Annotated in this window: 15 protein-coding genes and 1 pseudogene; all 16 read left to right on the top strand. The window is 72.0% G+C overall.

Annotated features, from left to right (window positions below; genetic code table 11):
- The first annotated feature begins 408 nt into the window (after positions 1-408).
- Positions 409-1557: a hypothetical protein gene (locus ACIGZJ_RS36710; RefSeq protein WP_396461358.1), complete on the top strand. Its 1149-nt coding sequence runs from the start codon at positions 409-411 to the stop codon at positions 1555-1557.
- 61 nt (positions 1558-1618) lie between these two features.
- Positions 1619-1873, top strand: coding sequence for a hypothetical protein (locus ACIGZJ_RS36705; RefSeq protein ID WP_053683275.1), 255 nt, complete (start codon positions 1619-1621; stop codon positions 1871-1873).
- A gap of 476 nt (positions 1874-2349) precedes the next feature.
- Positions 2350-2982, top strand: a complete 633-nt coding sequence (locus ACIGZJ_RS36700) for a hypothetical protein (RefSeq protein WP_053684406.1) — start codon at positions 2350-2352, stop codon at positions 2980-2982.
- A 67-nt stretch (positions 2983-3049) separates the two neighbouring features.
- On the top strand, positions 3050-3409 hold the full coding sequence (locus ACIGZJ_RS36695; protein WP_053684408.1) for a hypothetical protein: 360 nt from the start codon (positions 3050-3052) through the stop codon (positions 3407-3409).
- 124 nt (positions 3410-3533) lie between these two features.
- Entirely contained in the window at positions 3534-4403 is an 870-nt protein-coding gene (locus ACIGZJ_RS36690) for a hypothetical protein (protein WP_396461357.1), read from the top strand.
- A 115-nt stretch (positions 4404-4518) separates the two neighbouring features.
- Positions 4519-4917: a DUF6409 family protein gene (locus tag ACIGZJ_RS36685; protein ID WP_053684411.1), complete on the top strand. Its 399-nt coding sequence runs from the start codon at positions 4519-4521 to the stop codon at positions 4915-4917.
- 330 nt (positions 4918-5247) lie between these two features.
- Positions 5248-6615 (top strand): DUF3560 domain-containing protein, encoded by a 1368-nt coding sequence (locus tag ACIGZJ_RS36680; protein ID WP_396461356.1) that lies wholly within the window; start codon positions 5248-5250, stop codon positions 6613-6615.
- 80 nt (positions 6616-6695) lie between these two features.
- Positions 6696-7394 carry a hypothetical protein gene (locus ACIGZJ_RS36675; protein ID WP_396461355.1) on the top strand — a complete coding sequence of 233 codons (699 nt, stop codon included), beginning with the start codon at positions 6696-6698 and terminating at the stop codon, positions 7392-7394.
- Between the two features lie 61 nt (positions 7395-7455).
- Complete coding sequence (locus ACIGZJ_RS36670; protein WP_053684416.1) at positions 7456-7884, top strand: DUF6197 family protein; 429 nt, start codon at positions 7456-7458, stop codon at positions 7882-7884.
- A 29-nt stretch (positions 7885-7913) separates the two neighbouring features.
- A complete protein-coding gene (locus ACIGZJ_RS36665; RefSeq protein ID WP_053684418.1) occupies positions 7914-8315 on the top strand; it encodes a DUF6181 family protein in 402 nt (133 codons plus the stop codon).
- Positions 8306-8857, top strand: a pseudogene (locus ACIGZJ_RS36660) (DUF6349 family protein); the annotation flags it as partial. The gene ACIGZJ_RS36665 and the pseudogene ACIGZJ_RS36660, both read left to right, overlap by 10 nt.
- A gap of 257 nt (positions 8858-9114) precedes the next feature.
- Positions 9115-9393, top strand: coding sequence for a DUF6211 family protein (locus ACIGZJ_RS36655; protein WP_053684422.1), 279 nt, complete (start codon positions 9115-9117; stop codon positions 9391-9393).
- Positions 9394-9431: 38 nt separating this feature from the next.
- Complete coding sequence (locus ACIGZJ_RS36650; RefSeq protein ID WP_234349688.1) at positions 9432-10088, top strand: hypothetical protein; 657 nt, start codon at positions 9432-9434, stop codon at positions 10086-10088.
- Between the two features lie 2 nt (positions 10089-10090).
- Positions 10091-10264: a hypothetical protein gene (locus ACIGZJ_RS36645; protein WP_234349689.1), complete on the top strand. Its 174-nt coding sequence runs from the start codon at positions 10091-10093 to the stop codon at positions 10262-10264.
- A 156-nt stretch (positions 10265-10420) separates the two neighbouring features.
- Entirely contained in the window at positions 10421-11422 is a 1002-nt protein-coding gene (locus tag ACIGZJ_RS36640) for a hypothetical protein (RefSeq protein WP_159040797.1), read from the top strand.
- A gap of 302 nt (positions 11423-11724) precedes the next feature.
- Complete coding sequence (gene mobF, locus ACIGZJ_RS36635; protein ID WP_234349690.1) at positions 11725-16182, top strand: MobF family relaxase; 4458 nt, start codon at positions 11725-11727, stop codon at positions 16180-16182.
- Positions 16183-16368: the final 186 nt, after the last annotated feature.

Raw genomic sequence — 16368 nt, 5'->3', positions numbered from 1 at the left:
GGGGGCGGGGCCCGGGGGGGGGGGGGGGGCCCGCCTTGGGTGGGGGGGGGGGGGGGCCCCCCCGGGGCGGCCCCCCCCCGGGCGGGGGGGGGGGGGGGGGGGGGCACCGGCCCCCCCCCCCCCCACGCGGCCCACCGCCCGATCGGGCCGCCCCGTCGGCCGCCCGCCCGCCCCGCGGCCCCGACCGAAAGGGCGTCCCTGCGGGACGGCTCAGCCCGGCCCGGCTCGCAGCCGGCCGGGACGTCCGGGCCGCAGGCGGCCCTCCCGCCCCACCCGGACGCCGGGCCAACGGACGTGCCCTGCGGGCACGACAGCACTCTCCGCCGCGCTCCGCGCGACCAGGCGGCACCCCGACGACGGGGCGCCGCCCGCCCCCGACCGCACCACCGAACCCACCGAGGACCACCCATGCCCGAGCCCGTGCGCGCCGCCGCCCAGGTCGGAGACCCCTCACCGCAGACCTGCCTCCAAGTCGCGGGGGAAGCCGCCCTCTTGGCCGTGATCGCCGCAGACGAAGCCATGGCCGCCGTCCGCCGCAGCAACTCCGGTGCCGCGCGGTTGGAGGCAGCCATGCACGCGGCCCACCAGGAAGCCGTCGAGGCGGCCCGGCACGCCGACCGCGCCGAGCAGTACGCCGTCGACCCGGAGATGCCCGCAAGCTCCCTCGCCTACTGCGCCCGCCAAGCTGTCCACCACGCGGTGCTCGCCCAGGCCGCCGCCGGAGTCGAGATCACGGCAGCCGGCCTGCGCGCCGAACTGGACCGTGTCCTCACCCCCGAGGAACAGGCCGAGCGCGAGCGCGCCCGCCGCCAGGAGGAAGACCGGCGCGAAGCCGAACAGCAGGCCGCCACCGGCATGGACCGCGAGAACCGCGAGAAGGCCACCACGAACCTCTACCTCGCCAAGCACCACGTCGCCGAACTCGGCTGGAGCACCGGCCACCTGCGAGTGATGGAGGCCGCCGCCACCGGCCGCCTGTACCGGCGAGGCGGCCGTGCCCGGCTCGCGGCGCGGAAGGGGGAGTGGAACGGCGGGCGCCGGATCAGCCAGGAGCGGACCCAGGCTCTGCTGACCGCCAAGTTCCTCACTGCCGCCCAGCACGGCGACGACACCCACCTACTCACCCCCAGCCCGATGGGCCACGTCGCCCTCGAACTCGCCCGGCTGCACCAAGACGGGCTGCATGCCAGCGACCACGCCGCCTACGAGGCCCGGTTCGCCCGAGTCCGCCGCCGCCACAAGCGCCGCGACGACCAGAAAGCCGCCGCCCGCCGCCTGCCCCCGCTCGAACCCAGCGCCCAGAAGCTCTACCAGAAGCCGATCACCATCGCTGAACAGCAGGCCCGCGCCAGCCAACAGCCACCCGTCGAGCCCGCACCGGCCACCCCGCCACGACCCGACACGAAGCCACTGCCCGCCGCCGCCCCGCCGCAGCCGGCACCCGCCCCGCCCGTGACGACCCCGCGAACTCCAGCACCACCTCCGCCCAAGCCCCGGCTGGCCCTCCCGCGTGCCCGGCCGATCCCCGTCTCCCCACTCCAGCCCACCCTGTGGTGACCCCGCCCGAGGCACCCCAGACCAACACCTCTGTGACACCCCTGAAAGGCACCATGAGCCCATGGAAGAAATCCACAAGATCACCAGCCTCGATGCGACCTGGAAGCCCGGCGACGTGGTCTTCGACGCGAACGGCAACATCCGAGTCCGGTCCAACCACCCGAAGTGGGTATGGGACTACCCCAACGAGGGAAACACCCGCACCGTCTTCGGCGACCCCTCGATCCCGGAAGGCAGCCTGGAGGAGAAGGACGTGGCCCGGCCGCTGATCCTTCTCGTACGGGACGGCCAAGCCGTCAACGGGCGCCCCGTCTAGCCGAAGCGCCCGACCGGCCACAGGCACCGGTGGTGCCGTTCTTGTGCCTCCGGCGGGTCCTCTCTCGGAGGGGGAGGGGGCGGGTGGGTAGGTGCGGCGTCGTTCGTGGTTGGGGTTGTGGGGGCGGGGTTCCCTCCTCGGCCGGACACCCGGAGGGCGTATCAGGGCCCCGGGCAGGGTGTCCAGGCCGGGCCGCTTCGCGGTCGCTGCGCGAGCCTGGACACCCCACCCGGAACCCTGATCCGGCTGGCGCTGTCCGACCGAGGAGGGAACCCCGCCCGGGGCCAGTAGTGGCCGGGCCCGGCCGGGCGGGTGCGGGTGGAGGCGGCGGGAAAAGGGCAGGTCAGGGGGTTGTCCGGCTTGACCCCACCCCAAGAACATGGTTTAATTAGTGATGTCGGAAGGGGAGGGCAACACCCCAGCCGGCCACCGGAGGCCGACCGGCCCCGGCACCCACTCTCACCAGGAGAACAACTGTGACCACTTCGCCCACTGTCGCCGAACTCGCCCACCCGATCGCCCTCGCGCTCGGCGGCAACTGGCGACCGCAGCAGGTACTCCACGGCGTCCAGGAACTGGCCCACGCCGCCAACCTCACCCACCTCGACGGCCGACAGCTCCACCTCTCCGAGCGCTACGACGACCCCGGGCACCTCTACGTCAGGGGCGCGTTCCCCGCCACCGACTACCCGTTCCGCAAGGGCGAGCGCGACAGCGTCCGCGTCGCCATGGACGAAGACCCCGCCCGGATCGCGGCCCTGATCTCGGACCGCCTCATCCCCGCGCACCGCACCGTTCACCAGCGCGTGAAGGATCACAACCGCGAACAGGGCGCGATGCGCCGCCGCACCGAGGAGGCCGCCCGCGAACTCGCCGCCCGCCTCCCCGGAGCCCGGACCCGGATCGACGGGACGAACGCCTATGTCCACATGAACTTGGAGCCCGGAGAGGTCCGCATCGGACTGGTAGAAGGGTCGGTGAACATCGTTCTCCAGGACGCGCCGTTGATCATCGCTGACGCGGTCGTATTCGCGGTCAGCCGATTCCTGCCCGACATCCAGACGTCCGAGGACGAGCGCGGCCAGCAGGCCGACGAATTCGACCTCTGATATTCCAAGAATTCCGGCGGCGCGCTCCCCGGAGCGCGCCGCCCCGCCCCGCCCCAGAAAGGCCGCCATGAGCGCCGACCTGTTCGTCATCCGCCCCCAATGGACCGTCCAGGCCCCGCACCTTCGATGCACCCTCAGAAGGGCACTCGCCGTACGGCCCGGACACAACGTGTGGTCCGGCACCGAACACATCAACAACGCCCGAGCGATGGCCTACGGCCGAGACCTCCCCGACTCCGGCCCGTGGCACCTCACCCGCTCCCAGCTCCGCACGCTCAAAATCGCCATCGAATGGCGCAGGGCCAAGCGCGAGGCCCACCCCCAGAAAACCGCCCCGGACATCCTCGAACACTGGACAGCAATAGAGGACGAGGTCATAGCGGCATATCGGAATTCCTGCCACGCGGAAGGGCTGCACTGGATCTGAGGACTTGCCGAACACCTCAGAACATGGTTTAATTAATGCATCGAGAGGGGGAGGGCAACACCCCCGACCGACGCCCCGGCCAGCCGGCCTCGAACCCACGAACTCTCACCAGGGAGACCAGGAAATGCCCAGCAAGCCGAAGATGACCCAGGACGAGCGGCGCGCCTACAGCGCCCGGATGCGCGGCGAACTCGAAGCCGTCATGGACCGCGCATACGGCGCGATGGTTAGCGACGAGCGGTTCTGGTTCGCCGTCATGCGCACGGCCGCGACCCTGGATGACCGCAGCCCCGTCAACTGCATCGCCATCGCCGCCCAGTGCCCCCACGCAACCCGCGTCCTCAGCTCCGGCGACTGGCGCAAGGCCGGACGCTTCCCGGCCAAGGGCTCCACCTCCATTCGCATCTGGACCCCGCTCCGACGACGGACCGACGACACGACGGCCGCCGCCGAGACTGGACCCCGGGAAACCGCCGCCGCCGATGCCGCCGCCGAGGGGGAGGGGCGGAAGGTCTCCGGCTACAAGGCGGGTCCGGTGTTCGACATCAGCCAGACCGACGGCGACGCCTACGAGCTGCCCGCCGCCGCCCCGCTCGCCGCCGAGACCGTCCGGGACATCCTGCTCACTCAGTACCGCGAGTGGTACCACGAGGACCCCGAGCAGGCCGGAGGGTTCGACTTCACCCGCGAAACCCCCGACAACGCCGCCCGCATCCTGCTGTACGGCCACGCCTGGCGACGCCTGCCCGAGGCGGACGCCGCACTCCCCGGCCAGCACACGGCCGAGGTCGCCTCAGCCGCCCACGTCGCCGCCCTGATCCTCGGAATCACCCCCGGCCCCGCCGTCATGCCCCCGCTCGCGGGCATCGTCACCCAGGACAAGAAGCCCCCCGTGCACGAGTCCGCCGTCCGCGCCATCGAAGCGGGCCGTCTCGTCGCGCGCGCCGTCACCGCCGCTGCCGAGCGCCGCCGCGAACTCGCCTCAGCCGGTTGACCCGGACCCAAGAACATGGTTTAATTAATGGTGTCGGAAGGGGGGCAACACCCCGACCGACACCCCGCCGGGGCCGACCGGCCCCGGCGGAACCTCTCACCAGACAGGACACGACATGCTCACCACTCAGACCCCCACCGTCCAGGACTTCCCCACCGCCACCCTCGTTACCGCCGCACCCTGGTTCCGGGGCCACCAGCTCGACACCCGCCCGGCCGTCGTCGTCGGCCCCTTCGGCGGCCCCGAGTTCGCCGACACGGCCGAAATGGTGGTCGTCTGGTACTTCACCACCGGCGTCCCGAAGCCCGGCGACAGCGTCCAGGCGATGTTCCCCCACGAGCTCACGCCGCTTGACGACACGCTGACCACCATGGACCAGGCCACGTTCTGCGACCTCGCCGCCAGCCTGCCGCTCGGCCGCTTCGCCTACGACGACGGGCGCGACCTCATCACCGCCGTGAACCGAGCCGTCCGCGAACGGATCGAAGCCGCCCCGGCCACCCGCCGCAGCTGACCCAAGGCCCCGCCGGTCCGGGGGAGGGCAACACCTCCGGACCGGCGGGCCACCACACCCGAGCGGACACCCCTTCGGGGCGACAGCAACACGGTCCGGTGCGTTCACCGCCGCCGGCCGACTCCGCCTAGCGGCTCCGCCGACCGACGACGGGCACCGGACCGCGAAGGACGCGCCCCGCGGGGGCGCGGCAGCCCCTGCCGTCGCGCAGGGCGCGACGGCGGCGGACCGCTCGTCCCTCACGGCCCGCCCCCGGTGGTGCTCACCGCTTCCAGCACCCCGTCCGCCCTTCGGGCGGCCAAAAGACTCTCACCAGAAAAGACCAGTTCAATGACCATCCAGATCACCCACACCCGCCGGGAAGGAACCCTGGTCGACGGCACCAGCCGGAGCGACGGATCAGCCAAGATCCTCAAGCTCCGCGAGTACGGCCGCACCCTGCGCCAGGGTTTCCGCTGGAGCCGGACTCTCGACTGCTGGTACCTCCCGCACAGCCGCGACCACGCCGCCTACACGCCCTCCCTCGAACTCCTCGCCCAGCGACTGCGGGACGCCGGCCTCGACGCGACCCTGACCGTCGACAACGCCGACCGCCGCAGCTTCACCGAGGCCGAGCAGGACCGCGAAGACCGCGCCGAAGCCCGCGCCGACCGCTTCGCCGGATACGCCGACAACGCCGCCCGCAACTCCCAGGCCGCATGGAAGTCCGCCCACGAGATATCCGAGCGGTTCGCCTTCGGCCAGCCCATCATCCGCGGACACCACAGCGAGCCCCGCGCCCTCCGCGACCGCGAGCGCATGGACACCTCGATGCGCAAGAGCATCAGCGAAGGCGACCGCGCCCAGCACTGGGCCGACCGGCACAAGGCCGCCGCCAACTACGAGCAGTTCCGCACCAACCCCGGCCGCACCCTCCGGCGCCTGGAAAAACTGCGTGCCGACCTGCGCGCCGTCGAGAAGTGGCAGCGCGGCGAGTCCGCCAAGGGCTACTCCCGCAACCCCGACGACCCGGAGCAGACCATCCGGCACGAGGAGCTGACCGAGGAGATCGCCCACTGGGAGCAGGTCATCAAGGACGCCGAGGCCAACGGCTTCAAGGTCTGGTCGAAGGCCGACTTCAAGCGCGGTGACTTCGTGCTCTACCGAGGCACCTGGTACGAGGTCCTGCGCGTCAACCCGAAGTCGGTCAGCATCCCGCACATCTTCAACGGCGTCGGCAAGACGGTCGTCCGTTCCACCGACGACGGCTACGACGGGTGGACCTCCACCGCTCCCTACGACGACGTCTCCGGGCGCAAGAGTGCCGACGAGATGCAGCAGCCTCCCCAGGTCGTTGCCACGGAGCACCAGGAGGAGGCCGAGCACTCCCCGCGGGTCGAGGAGCCGGTGGCCCCCGCCGCAGAGGCGAACTGGCTGGAGGGAATGGCGCTGGTGTTCATCGCCTCGAAGCACTCCCCCCGCCGCCGCAAGCGCGCCCTGTGGGCGATGACCCGCCGCGAGGCACAGGCCGTGTGCGGCGACCCCCGCACCTCCGGCCGCTCGTACATGCTCACCTGGACCGAGCGGCCCGGCACCGAAGGTGCGGACTGGGAATGGGTTCCGGACAACGGCAGCCTCGACCCCGTTCTCGAAGACCTGGGCATCACCCCGCGCCGCGAATGGACCCCTGCCCCGCAGACCCTGGCCGACGCCGCGTAGCGACTGCCCGCCCGCCCCGGCAGCCGAGCGCGCCGGGGCGGGCCCCCTCTCACCAGAACCCACCAGAACAGGGCACCACCATGACCACCCAGCTCCTCGAACGACCCGTCGTCCCCACCACCCCCACCACGGACCCGGACGACCAGACCACCCCCGTCCCCGGCCAGCCCGACCACCGGATAGCCGCCCCCGAAACGGCACCGCCCGCCGCCCACCAGGCCGCCATGCCCTACCGCATCGGAGCCCCGGACCCCGCAGGCCGCTATCCCGTGATCATCGGCCAAGACCAGGTCATCGGTCGCGCCCACCGGTGGAACCGGGACTGGTGGGCCGAGACCAGCGCGGGGGAAGCCAACTTCGGCCGCCCGGACAAGGGCGTTCCCGGGGTCGAGATGGCCGCCGCCCGCCTCGCCGAGCAGTACGCCGCCGGAGCGATCACCGCCGTTCCGCTGGACCAGATCCGCGCCGAAGTGCTCCAACCGCTGACCGGCCCCGTGCCGCTGCTGCACCCGCGAATGCCCGTCAACGACCGCAACGTCAAGAGCGCGCTCACCGCGTTCGCCGGACTCGCGAACCTCCGGTGGCGCGCAGTCCTCACCGGATTCCCTGGCTCTGACAACCACTGGGTCTTGCTCTGCGAGCTGTGCGGGTGGACCGGCCCCAAGTTCTGGAGCCACCTGCGCGGAAGGAACGGCGGCTTGCCGAGCCTCCACCGCCACGAAGGCGGATGCGTCGGCCCGGACCGCGTCCGCGAACTGATCCCCGCCTACCAGCAGTAGACCGACCACCGGGGGCGGCGGCACGCCGCCGCCCCCGGGCACCACCGAGACGGACACCACCATGCCCATCCGCTACAGCCCCGAGAGCATCGTCATCGCCGACACCCCGGCCGAGATCCTCCAATGGGCCGCCCACCACATCGAGCACGTCGGCATCCATCAGGGCCCGCACCTCTTCGACGGCCCCGGCCGCACCGCCCTCCTGCCGTGCTGGCCGCGCGGCGCCCTCGAAGTCGCCGCCGGCCACGCGCGCGGAGCCGCTGGCCGCACCTACGACTGGCCCCGCATCAACCACGCCCGCGACGAGGCGTACGCCCTCCTCGCCGAGACCCTCACCGGCCACCCCGCCGACGCCGCCGCCCACCGCGACGTCATCGACCGGTGGAGCGCCGAGCCCGGCCGCACCGCCGCCGACGCCGCCCGCGCCTTCCGCGAAGCTGCCGCCCGCTCTACTCGGGCGAACACCGCACAGGGCCTTCTATCCCTCTGACCGCCCCCGACCCTCCGAGAGCCAGCACGATGGACCAGACGACCACCCACCGCAGCACCACCGGGGCCCCCAGCCGACGAGGAGCCGCCACCCCGAGCAAGGACGGCGTCCACCGGATCGGCGTGCCCCTCCAGCCCAGACTCAGCGCAGCCGAGCTGATCCGCGTACTCCTCGCCGCCCCCGCCGAGACCGACCTTCACACCCTCGACCCCGTACAGGTCCGCGCGACCATCGCCGAGGTGCTCACCCAGCACGGCTACGACGTACTCGACCGCTCGCCGTACGACCCCGACCGCGACCGCCACCAGGACGCCCGCCGCGCGATCCGCCGCGCTTACGGCCCGCGCTTCCAGGACTCCCCGGCAGAAACGGCTGTGCTCGCCGACCCCCTGAGCGAAGTGCTCGCCCCCGAGGCGGGCGAGTGGCCGTGACCGCGCCCGCCGCCGAGACGACCGGAGCCCGGGCCCGGCAGACCCTCTACTGGCGGGTGCGCAACGGGCGCACGCCCCAGCCGCCCGAGAGCGCCCACCTCACGTGGCACATCCGGCACGGCCACCCCGGCGGCGAGTACAGCGACCTCGGACACGAACTCGGCCCGCCCGAGCACCACGCCCCGACCCTGCTCACCCGCAGCCAGCCGACCAGCCGCCGGGAAGAGGAGGAGTTCCGGGGCGGGTGCCTGGCCTGTGACTGGGAAGGCCCCGTCCACCGCGGCGGCGGGTACGGCGACGGCGACAACGAGGCCGTGGAGGACGCCCACGACCACGCCTTCCCCGGCTGGCACACCCTGCCGCCCCTCACCACCGTCGAGGACCGGTCGGTGCTCCCGCGCGACCGGGGGCGGTGGGCACAGCTGACCTCCGGCTACCCGCCCGGGTGGCTGGACCAGGGCGCCCCGCTCGTGGCATGGAGCCGCCGCCGCGAAGCACACGCGCCCCCGCACCGCGGACGCCCCCGCTACGAACTTCGCGTACCCCGGCCAGGCCCGACCGCGCACCGGCCCCGCCGATCAGGAAGCCCTGTTCTGATGAACGCCGCACCCCGGGCCAGAGCCCCGCCACCCCGGCGCAAAGATGGTTCAATTACACCGCCGTCGGCGAAGCGGGCAACCTTCGCCCCGGCGGGTGCCCAACCGGCACCCGCACCACCAGGACAACAAAGGACGGCCAGCACACAAGGGCAACAAGGTGCTGGCCGTCCGGGTGTTCTCTCACCAGAAAGAACCACACCATGCTATGCGATCGGCACGCCGACTGCCCCCAGCCCGGCGACACCGTCCAGCTCAAGAGCGGTAACAGCATCGGCGCCAAGACCAGCGACAGCTACGTCCTCGTCGAGGACTTCCCCCGTACCGGCCGGCACCTCGTGCTCAACCTCCCCGTCGACCACCCCGCCCACGACGACTGGGCCGCCGCCGTCCCCCTGGAGGAGATCGCCACCCTCACCCGGCTGGAACCCACCGGCAGCCGCACCTGGACGCCCGTCCCCGATCCGGACGAACTCCAGTGACCCCACCGAGCAGTCACGACCACGAACAGGAGGCGACCGTGCCCAGCGACACCGGCCGCACGCTCTACTCACGCGCGGACCTGCGCAAGGTCCACGGCATCAGCGAATCCACCCTCCAGAACCTCTGGACCGACCGGGAGAACAACCAGCACCCGCCCGCGGAGATCATCGACGGCGTCATGCACTGGGACGGCGACGAGTGGGCGACGTGGCACCACGAGCTCCAGCGCCGCCGAGCTGCGGCGAACACCACTAACGCGCCGAAGCTCGACGGCGACCCGGAGGAGATGGTGGGCCCGGCCGAAGCCGCGAAGGTCTGTGGTTTCGCCGGCTCCGAGACCGTCTCTCACTACGTCAAGAACCCGCCCGAGGGCTGGCCCGACCCTGACGACTGGGACGAGCTGCCGACCCGCCGACGCCCGAAGTGGAAGCGCTGGCGACTGTGGCAGTACCTCGCCGACCGCAAGGGCCGCGGCCACGCCGGCGGACGCCCCACCGGCCCCCGCGCCCGGGTCGCCTACCCCTACCAGGGGGACGAGCGGCTCACCCTCGCCCGGCAGGCCATCGCCGCCAACCCCAAGGCCACGAACGCCGAGCTGATCCCGGACCTCCAGCAGCAGACGGAGAAGACCTACTCCCGGCCGACCTGGAACAACATCCTCAAGTCCGCCCGCGAGCACCCTGAGGAGGACTGACCTTGCCCGACCCACAGTGCCCGCGCTGCGGCGGCCCGCTCGGTGAACGGCCCGCCCGCTCCCGGCTGACCACCAACCGGGACGTCCCGATCTGCACCACGTGCGGCACCGACGAGGCCGTTCGCGAAGCCCAGCGCCAAGCACCCGTACCGCCCGGCGAGTGGCCGCTGACCTAGTTCAGCCGGCCCAGGCCACCCCGTGTCACCCGAAGGTCCCCCGCTCCAACCCAAGGAGCGGGGGACCCTCTGCTTCGCCAGCCACCCCGTATCCCACAGGCATCCGCCGTCGTTGGACACGCAGACCCATCAGGCCGACGCAGAAGGCGACCTCCGATGACCGGGCACACGCGACCGGCCCAGAGCGAGCACCGACCGCCGACCGACGCGACCGTAAAACAGCTCTACGCCACGGCCTTCCGGTGCGGCAAGCCCGACTGCCCGAGACCGCTCTACCGGATGAACAACGAGACCGGGGAGACGATCCTCAATAGTCGCGTCGCCCATATCCACGCACGGCGCCAGGGCGGTCCGCGATGGAGCCCGCAGATGACCGAAGACGCCAACCGCAGCGCCGACAACCTCCTGCCCCTGTGCCTTGAACACGCAGCCGAAGTGGATGAGACCCCCGCGCACTACCCCGCCGATCTGCTCCAGGAGTGGAAGCGCGAGCAACTGCGCGAGTACGACACGATCCAGCGGGCGTGGCCGATCACCGATGCCCAGGCCGCGGAAGCGGCCGAGCGGTCCTTCGGACCGCAGCAGGAGGCCACCGCCACGGCCGCAGCCGCGGCGGTGGCGCAGGTGGCCCGGTGCGCCAGCCGGCTGGTGGAGACCAGTCGGCAGCAGCGCCGGTCAGCGGCGGACGCGGCTGCCCACTGGCAGGCGATGAGAGCCCGGTGGGCACAGAGCCTCGGCCCGTTCTTCGACCCGGACACCGGGGAGCGGCTCACATCCGACGAGGCACGGGTGGAGCCGCCGCACCGCGACACCGAGGACTGCCGGTCCGCACTGCGGTCGGCCCTGCGCGCGGCGAGAGAAGCCACCGAGCCGGTGGCCACCGACCTCGTAGCCGAGCTGGGCGCGGTGCGTGTGGTGTCGAGGGCCCTCGGGCCGTGGTGCGACCAGGTTGAGCAGGAAGCGCGGACCCTGGTGAGTGCTGCCACCCAGTGGGACCTGTCCGACCCCGGCGACGGCGTGTGGCACCAGGCAGCCGCCGGATTGGAGACGGCCGTGCAGGCCCTCGGTACGGCCTGGCACGAGAAGGAAGCCAGCTCGCAACCGCCGCAGCCGACCGTTCCGCAGCCCGAGGCCACGGCATGCCCGCCGGCCGCCTGATCCGACCTAGCGGCACCCCCGCCCGAACGCCAGGCACAGCCGCAGGCCAGGACCGCACACCGACCGCGACGCCCAGGTCCACCCCTACCTCGACACCCGACCGCCCGAGGTAACAGTCCGACAGCACACCGGCCTCGAACGAGCCCGACCCGCAGCAGCGACCAGCCCCACGAGTGCCCGACCTTCCCCTCAAGCTGATCATGATCTTGAGTTTTGAGGACCAAGGTATCGTCGCTCCGCGACGATACAATCAGCCAAGACGACCGGATCTGACCGGAAGAGAGCGGGGGGTGAGCGGGCCGATGGCGTGGGTGACCATGATCGGCCCCTCCGACGAGCAGATCGAATACCGCCTCACCGGCGGCCACGGCTGCGGGAAGTCCACCACCGTCGACGCCGCGCCCCTCATCGCCGCCATCGAGGCGAAGGCCGAAGAAGCCGGGACCACCGTCGCCGCCCTGCTCGGCACCACCGAGGCCAAGAAGGCGTTCTTCCGCAGCCGCACACAGCTGCGCAACGGCAAGCCCGCACGCCTCACCGGGTTCGACGCCGTCGAAGTCGCCGCCGCAGCCGGCCTCAACGCCCGCGACCTCTACGGCGAACAGGCCCTCCCGCGCCCGGTCGCCGACGGACAGGTGGACTACCACCTCGACGCCAGCGAACGCCCCCTCGTCTGGATCGGCGGCGGGCTCAACGAATTCGGCATCACCCCCGGCAGCATCCTCGACCCCGCGCAGTTCCAGGCCGCCCGACGGCTCATGCACGGCGAGGACCCGACCACCGGCAAGACCCTGGTGGAACCCAAACTCGCCATCGCCCCGGCCGCGAAGCTCTCCGCCGCCCCGCTGGTCCGCGCCATCCGCCGCACCGCCGCCGAACGCAGCGTCACCCCCGCCAGCCTGCTCGACTCCAAGGCCAAGCGCGACGACTTCCGCAGGATGGAGAACCAGCTCGCCCGGTTCGGTGAATCGCACCGCGTCCCGGTCTCCACCCTGCTCAAGCTCGCTGGTGCCGTCGGCGTCGACGCCGTCACCTTGTACGGCGAAGACGCCTTGCAGAAGGCCATGGCCGCCGAGGCGGGCGGTCACCTCGACGCCCGCGCGCTCCTGCGCGCCGTCCAGGCCCGCGCCACCGAGACCGGGCAGGACCCGGCTGACCTCTTCACCACTGCGACCATGAAGCGGCGGTACGGCCAGACCGAGGGTGAAGGCCGCCGCCGTCTCCGCGACCTTCCGATGGACGTCCGCGAGGCCATCGCCATGGCCAAGGCCGCCGGACTCGCTCCCGAAGAGGTGTGGGACGCCGAGGAGATCAGGGCCGCTCTCCTCGAAGGGAGGGTGCAGGTCGGCCGGTTCGGAGCGGACGTCACCCTCGACCTCGCCAAGTCGAAGTCCGCGTTCCTTGCCTATGCGCCCGAGGAGATCGCCGCCCAGGTCGAAGGCATCTACACCGCCGCCGGCCGCGAGTCCATCAGCGCCCTGGAGCGGTGGACCGCCTACGCGATGCGCGGCCGACATGGTGACGGTGCCGAGGCGGAGACCGTGCCCACCAGCGGCTTCTCCGGCTGGATGATGGTGCACCGCGCCGCCCGGCCCGTGAACGGCGCCCCGTACGGCGACCCCCACTTCCACCTGCACTTCACCCTGGCCAACATGGTCAAGGGCACTGACGGCCAGTGGTCCACCGTGGCCGGCGGGGGCCGCGACCTGCACCGGCACGCCCGCGCCACCCAGGCCCTCATGAACGCCCGCATCCGCCGGGAGCTCACCGACACCTTCGGCATCACCTTCCGGCGGGAGGAACGGACCGGCGCGTGGGAGATCGCCGCGATCCCCGAAGCCACCATCCGCCTGTTCAGCAAGCGCGACAGCCAGGTGCGGGACCTGCTGACCAAGCTCGGCATCGACTACGACAGCGCCACCACCCGCGAGCGCACCGCCGCCTCCGCCGCGTCCAAGGCCGCGAAGAACGGCGAAGCCGCCGGGGTCGAGGACGACGTCCTGCGCGCATATTGGCAGGCCGAAGGCCGTGCCGCCGGTGACGACCCCGACGCCATTGCGGCCGGCGCCATGCAGCAGGACCAGGCAGACCAGAACCCCGGCCTGGATGAGCTGTGCGCCCAGGTCTTCGACCCGAAGACCGGCCTCACCAGCCACTCCAAGGACTTCACCCACGCCGCCGCCATCGCCGCCGTCCTGGACGCCCTCCCGTACGGCGTCGCGGACGCCGACGAAGCCGAACAGCTCACCACCGCCGTCCTGCGGCACGCCGGGTACGCGGTCAAGCTCAACCCCAAGGGTGCCCAGCACTTCGCCCACGCCGACCGCTACACCACGGCCGACGTGGTCGCCGCTGAAGCGCTCATCGCCACCGAGGCCACCAACCGCCTCAACGAGCACGCAGCCCTCGTCAGCCACGACACCGTCGCCATGACCCTGTCCGCCGTCGAAGCCCAGCACGGCGGAGACTTCGAGTTCTCCGCCGAACAGCGCGCCGTCCTCGAACGGCTGCTGACCGCCGGCCACGGCATCGACGCCGTCGAAGGCGTCGCCGGAGCGGGCAAGACCACGATCATGAACACCGCACGGCAGGCGTGGGAGGCCAACGGACTCGTCATCGCCGGTGCCAGCACCGCCGCCGTCGCCGCCGCGAACCTCAAGGCCGAAGCAGGGATCACCAGCCGCACCCTCGCCTCCTGGCTCACCGGCATCCGCACCGGCGGCCCCGGCTTGAACGGCGTTGACGTGCTCGTCGTGGACGAAGCCGCGATGTGCGATGACCGCGACATCGCCGAACTGCTGGCCCACGCCGCGACGACCGGCACGAAGATCGTCGCCGTTGGTGACCCCAAGCAGCTGCACGCGCCGGGCATCGGCGGCAGCTTCGCCGCCATCCACAAGATTGTGGGCGGACTCAGCCTCACCGAGAACTTCCGGCAGCGGGACACGATCGAGCGCCGGGCGCTCGCACTGTGGCGCGACGACAACCGCACGGACGCACTCCGCACCTTCGCCGGAACCGGCCGCGTCCACGCCCTCGCGGACAAGGACGAGACCCTCGCCGCGATGCTGACCCTCTGGGCCGACAAGCGAACCGCGCACACCGACGACCACACCGCCGTGCAGCAGCTCCTCATGCTCGCCTCCACCAACGAGGTCGTGGAGGAACTCAACCTCGGCGCCCGTGCCATCCGCAGGGCCAGCGGCGCCCTCACCGGCCCCGACCACCTCTTCGCCCTGGCCGGCGGCGGCGAACTGGCACTGTCCGTCGGTGACCAGGTCCTCCTCCGCGCCAACGACTACCGCAACAAGCGGTCCCGGGGCGAGCACGAAGACGTCCTGAACGGGTTCCGCGGACTGGTGGTCGCGGTGGACGAGGACCGCCGGGTCCTGGTCGAGTGGCGCACGAAGACCGAGGACGGCGGCCACCGCGACGTCGCCGAATGGGTCGACGCCGACTACATCGCACGCGGCGGACTCAGCCTCGGATACGCCATCACCGGTCACAAGAGCCAGGGCCTCAGCGTCGAGGAAGCCCTTGTCTACGGTCCCGGCGCGCAGGCCAACGCGCTGTACACCATGCTGTCGCGGGACAAGAAGGAGACTCACCTCTTCCTGCCGCTGTCCGTCTACGAAACCGACGTCGACCGCGCCCGCGCGGGAACAGCGAGCACCGAGCAGGAACAGCTGGACCGCGCCGTCGCGGGCCTCATCCGCGAGATCGAGACCGGCACCGAGGAACGCATGATCCTCACCGAGCTCCCGCCGGCCGCCGTCCCTGCCCACGTCCGGCACATCGTCCCCGACCTGCCGACCCCGCGCGCCCCCGGCACCGGCGACACCGCCGAACAGGATGACATCGAGGAGACCACGCCGAAGCCCGGACAGCGCCACACCACTGGCACCTCCAACCGGGCCGCGACACCTCCCGCAGCAACGGAGCCCCGGACCGCGACCACCGCCCGCCCGTACGCCCACCTCAGCAACGAGGCCCTGCGCGACGCCGCGCGCAAGGCCGCCACCGCCGCACGCGCCACCGCCAAGGCCGCCGACAAGGCGGAGACCACCGCGGACTGCGCCGAGCAGAACGCGACCGCCGGAACCGGTCCCAACGTGCTCGCGCTCAGCCGCCGACACCAGGAACTCGCCGAACGCGCCGGAGCGATCCGCGCCGTGCGGGCTCTGGAGGAGGCAATCGCCGGACACACCGCCCGGCGGGACGACGCCCAGGCCCGCATCAGCGGGATCGAGGAGAAGCTGGCCGCCACCGGACGGTTCGGTCGCCTGGTACTGCGCGGCGACCAGCGGACCGCAGCCGAGGCAGAACACCAGGACCTCGCACAGACCCGCCAGACGGCCGAACGTGAGCTGGAGAGGGCGAAGGAACAGCTCCGCGAAGTCGCACAGCAGGCCGGGCCCGCCGGTGAGCACGAAGCCGTGCTCACCGAAGCTGACCTTCCGCAGGACAAGAAGGCCGCCCTGCTGCGACGCGCTCAGGACAAGGACACCGAAGCGGCCAAGTCCCTCCGCGCCGAGGCGATCAGGGCACGCCGTACCGCGCGGGCCGCAGACGGGCGAGCAGCTGGCCTTCGGGTCGAACTGACGCTGCGGGCCGACCGCAGCCGACAGCCCGTCGACCCGGCGGAAGCAGCAGCACCGACGCCGCCGCAGCCCGAGTCTCAGTACAGCAACCGGACCAGGATGGACTACCCGAACAACAGCATCCCGCCGGACCCCGCGCAGGACGCACTGCCCGTGTAGAGCAGCCGGAGCGGGCTCACTAGCTGATCGTTTCAGAATGAGTTGAGCCGTGAGTCTTGTGCTTCTCGATCTTGGTCGGCAGGGTGTTCGGGTGCGTGCTGATCTTGTTCCTGACGACCTGTGGGAGCGGGTGGCGGTGGCGCCGCTGGTGCCACCCGCTCCCGAGCGGCGCCGGGCGCGGTGCGT

Origin of the sequence: Kitasatospora sp. NPDC052868 (genome assembly GCF_044547105.1) — a bacterium.
In the GTDB taxonomy this organism is placed as follows: domain Bacteria; phylum Actinomycetota; class Actinomycetes; order Streptomycetales; family Streptomycetaceae; genus Kitasatospora.
The sequence above is the reverse complement of the archived record's forward strand: the minus strand, read 5'-3'. Positions and strand labels throughout refer to the sequence as shown.

Bases quoted from the DNA above. Each gene is read 5' to 3' on its own strand.
- ACIGZJ_RS36680 (WP_396461356.1), top strand. From the start codon at position 5,248: ATGACCATCCAGATCACCCACACCCGCCGGGAAGGAACCCTGGTCGAC.
- ACIGZJ_RS36675 (WP_396461355.1), top strand. From the start codon at position 6,696: ATGACCACCCAGCTCCTCGAACGACCCGTCGTCCCCACCACCCCCACC.
- ACIGZJ_RS36655 (WP_053684422.1), top strand. From the start codon at position 9,115: ATGCTATGCGATCGGCACGCCGACTGCCCCCAGCCCGGCGACACCGTC.
- ACIGZJ_RS36640 (WP_159040797.1), top strand. From the start codon at position 10,421: ATGACCGGGCACACGCGACCGGCCCAGAGCGAGCACCGACCGCCGACC.
- ACIGZJ_RS36695 (WP_053684408.1), top strand. From the start codon at position 3,050: ATGAGCGCCGACCTGTTCGTCATCCGCCCCCAATGGACCGTCCAGGCC.
- ACIGZJ_RS36710 (WP_396461358.1), top strand. From the start codon at position 409: ATGCCCGAGCCCGTGCGCGCCGCCGCCCAGGTCGGAGACCCCTCACCG.
- ACIGZJ_RS36665 (WP_053684418.1), top strand. From the start codon at position 7,914: ATGGACCAGACGACCACCCACCGCAGCACCACCGGGGCCCCCAGCCGA.
- ACIGZJ_RS36685 (WP_053684411.1), top strand. From the start codon at position 4,519: ATGCTCACCACTCAGACCCCCACCGTCCAGGACTTCCCCACCGCCACC.
- ACIGZJ_RS36705 (WP_053683275.1), top strand. From the start codon at position 1,619: ATGGAAGAAATCCACAAGATCACCAGCCTCGATGCGACCTGGAAGCCC.
- ACIGZJ_RS36670 (WP_053684416.1), top strand. From the start codon at position 7,456: ATGCCCATCCGCTACAGCCCCGAGAGCATCGTCATCGCCGACACCCCG.
- ACIGZJ_RS36690 (WP_396461357.1), top strand. From the start codon at position 3,534: ATGCCCAGCAAGCCGAAGATGACCCAGGACGAGCGGCGCGCCTACAGC.
- mobF (WP_234349690.1), top strand. From the start codon at position 11,725: ATGGCGTGGGTGACCATGATCGGCCCCTCCGACGAGCAGATCGAATAC.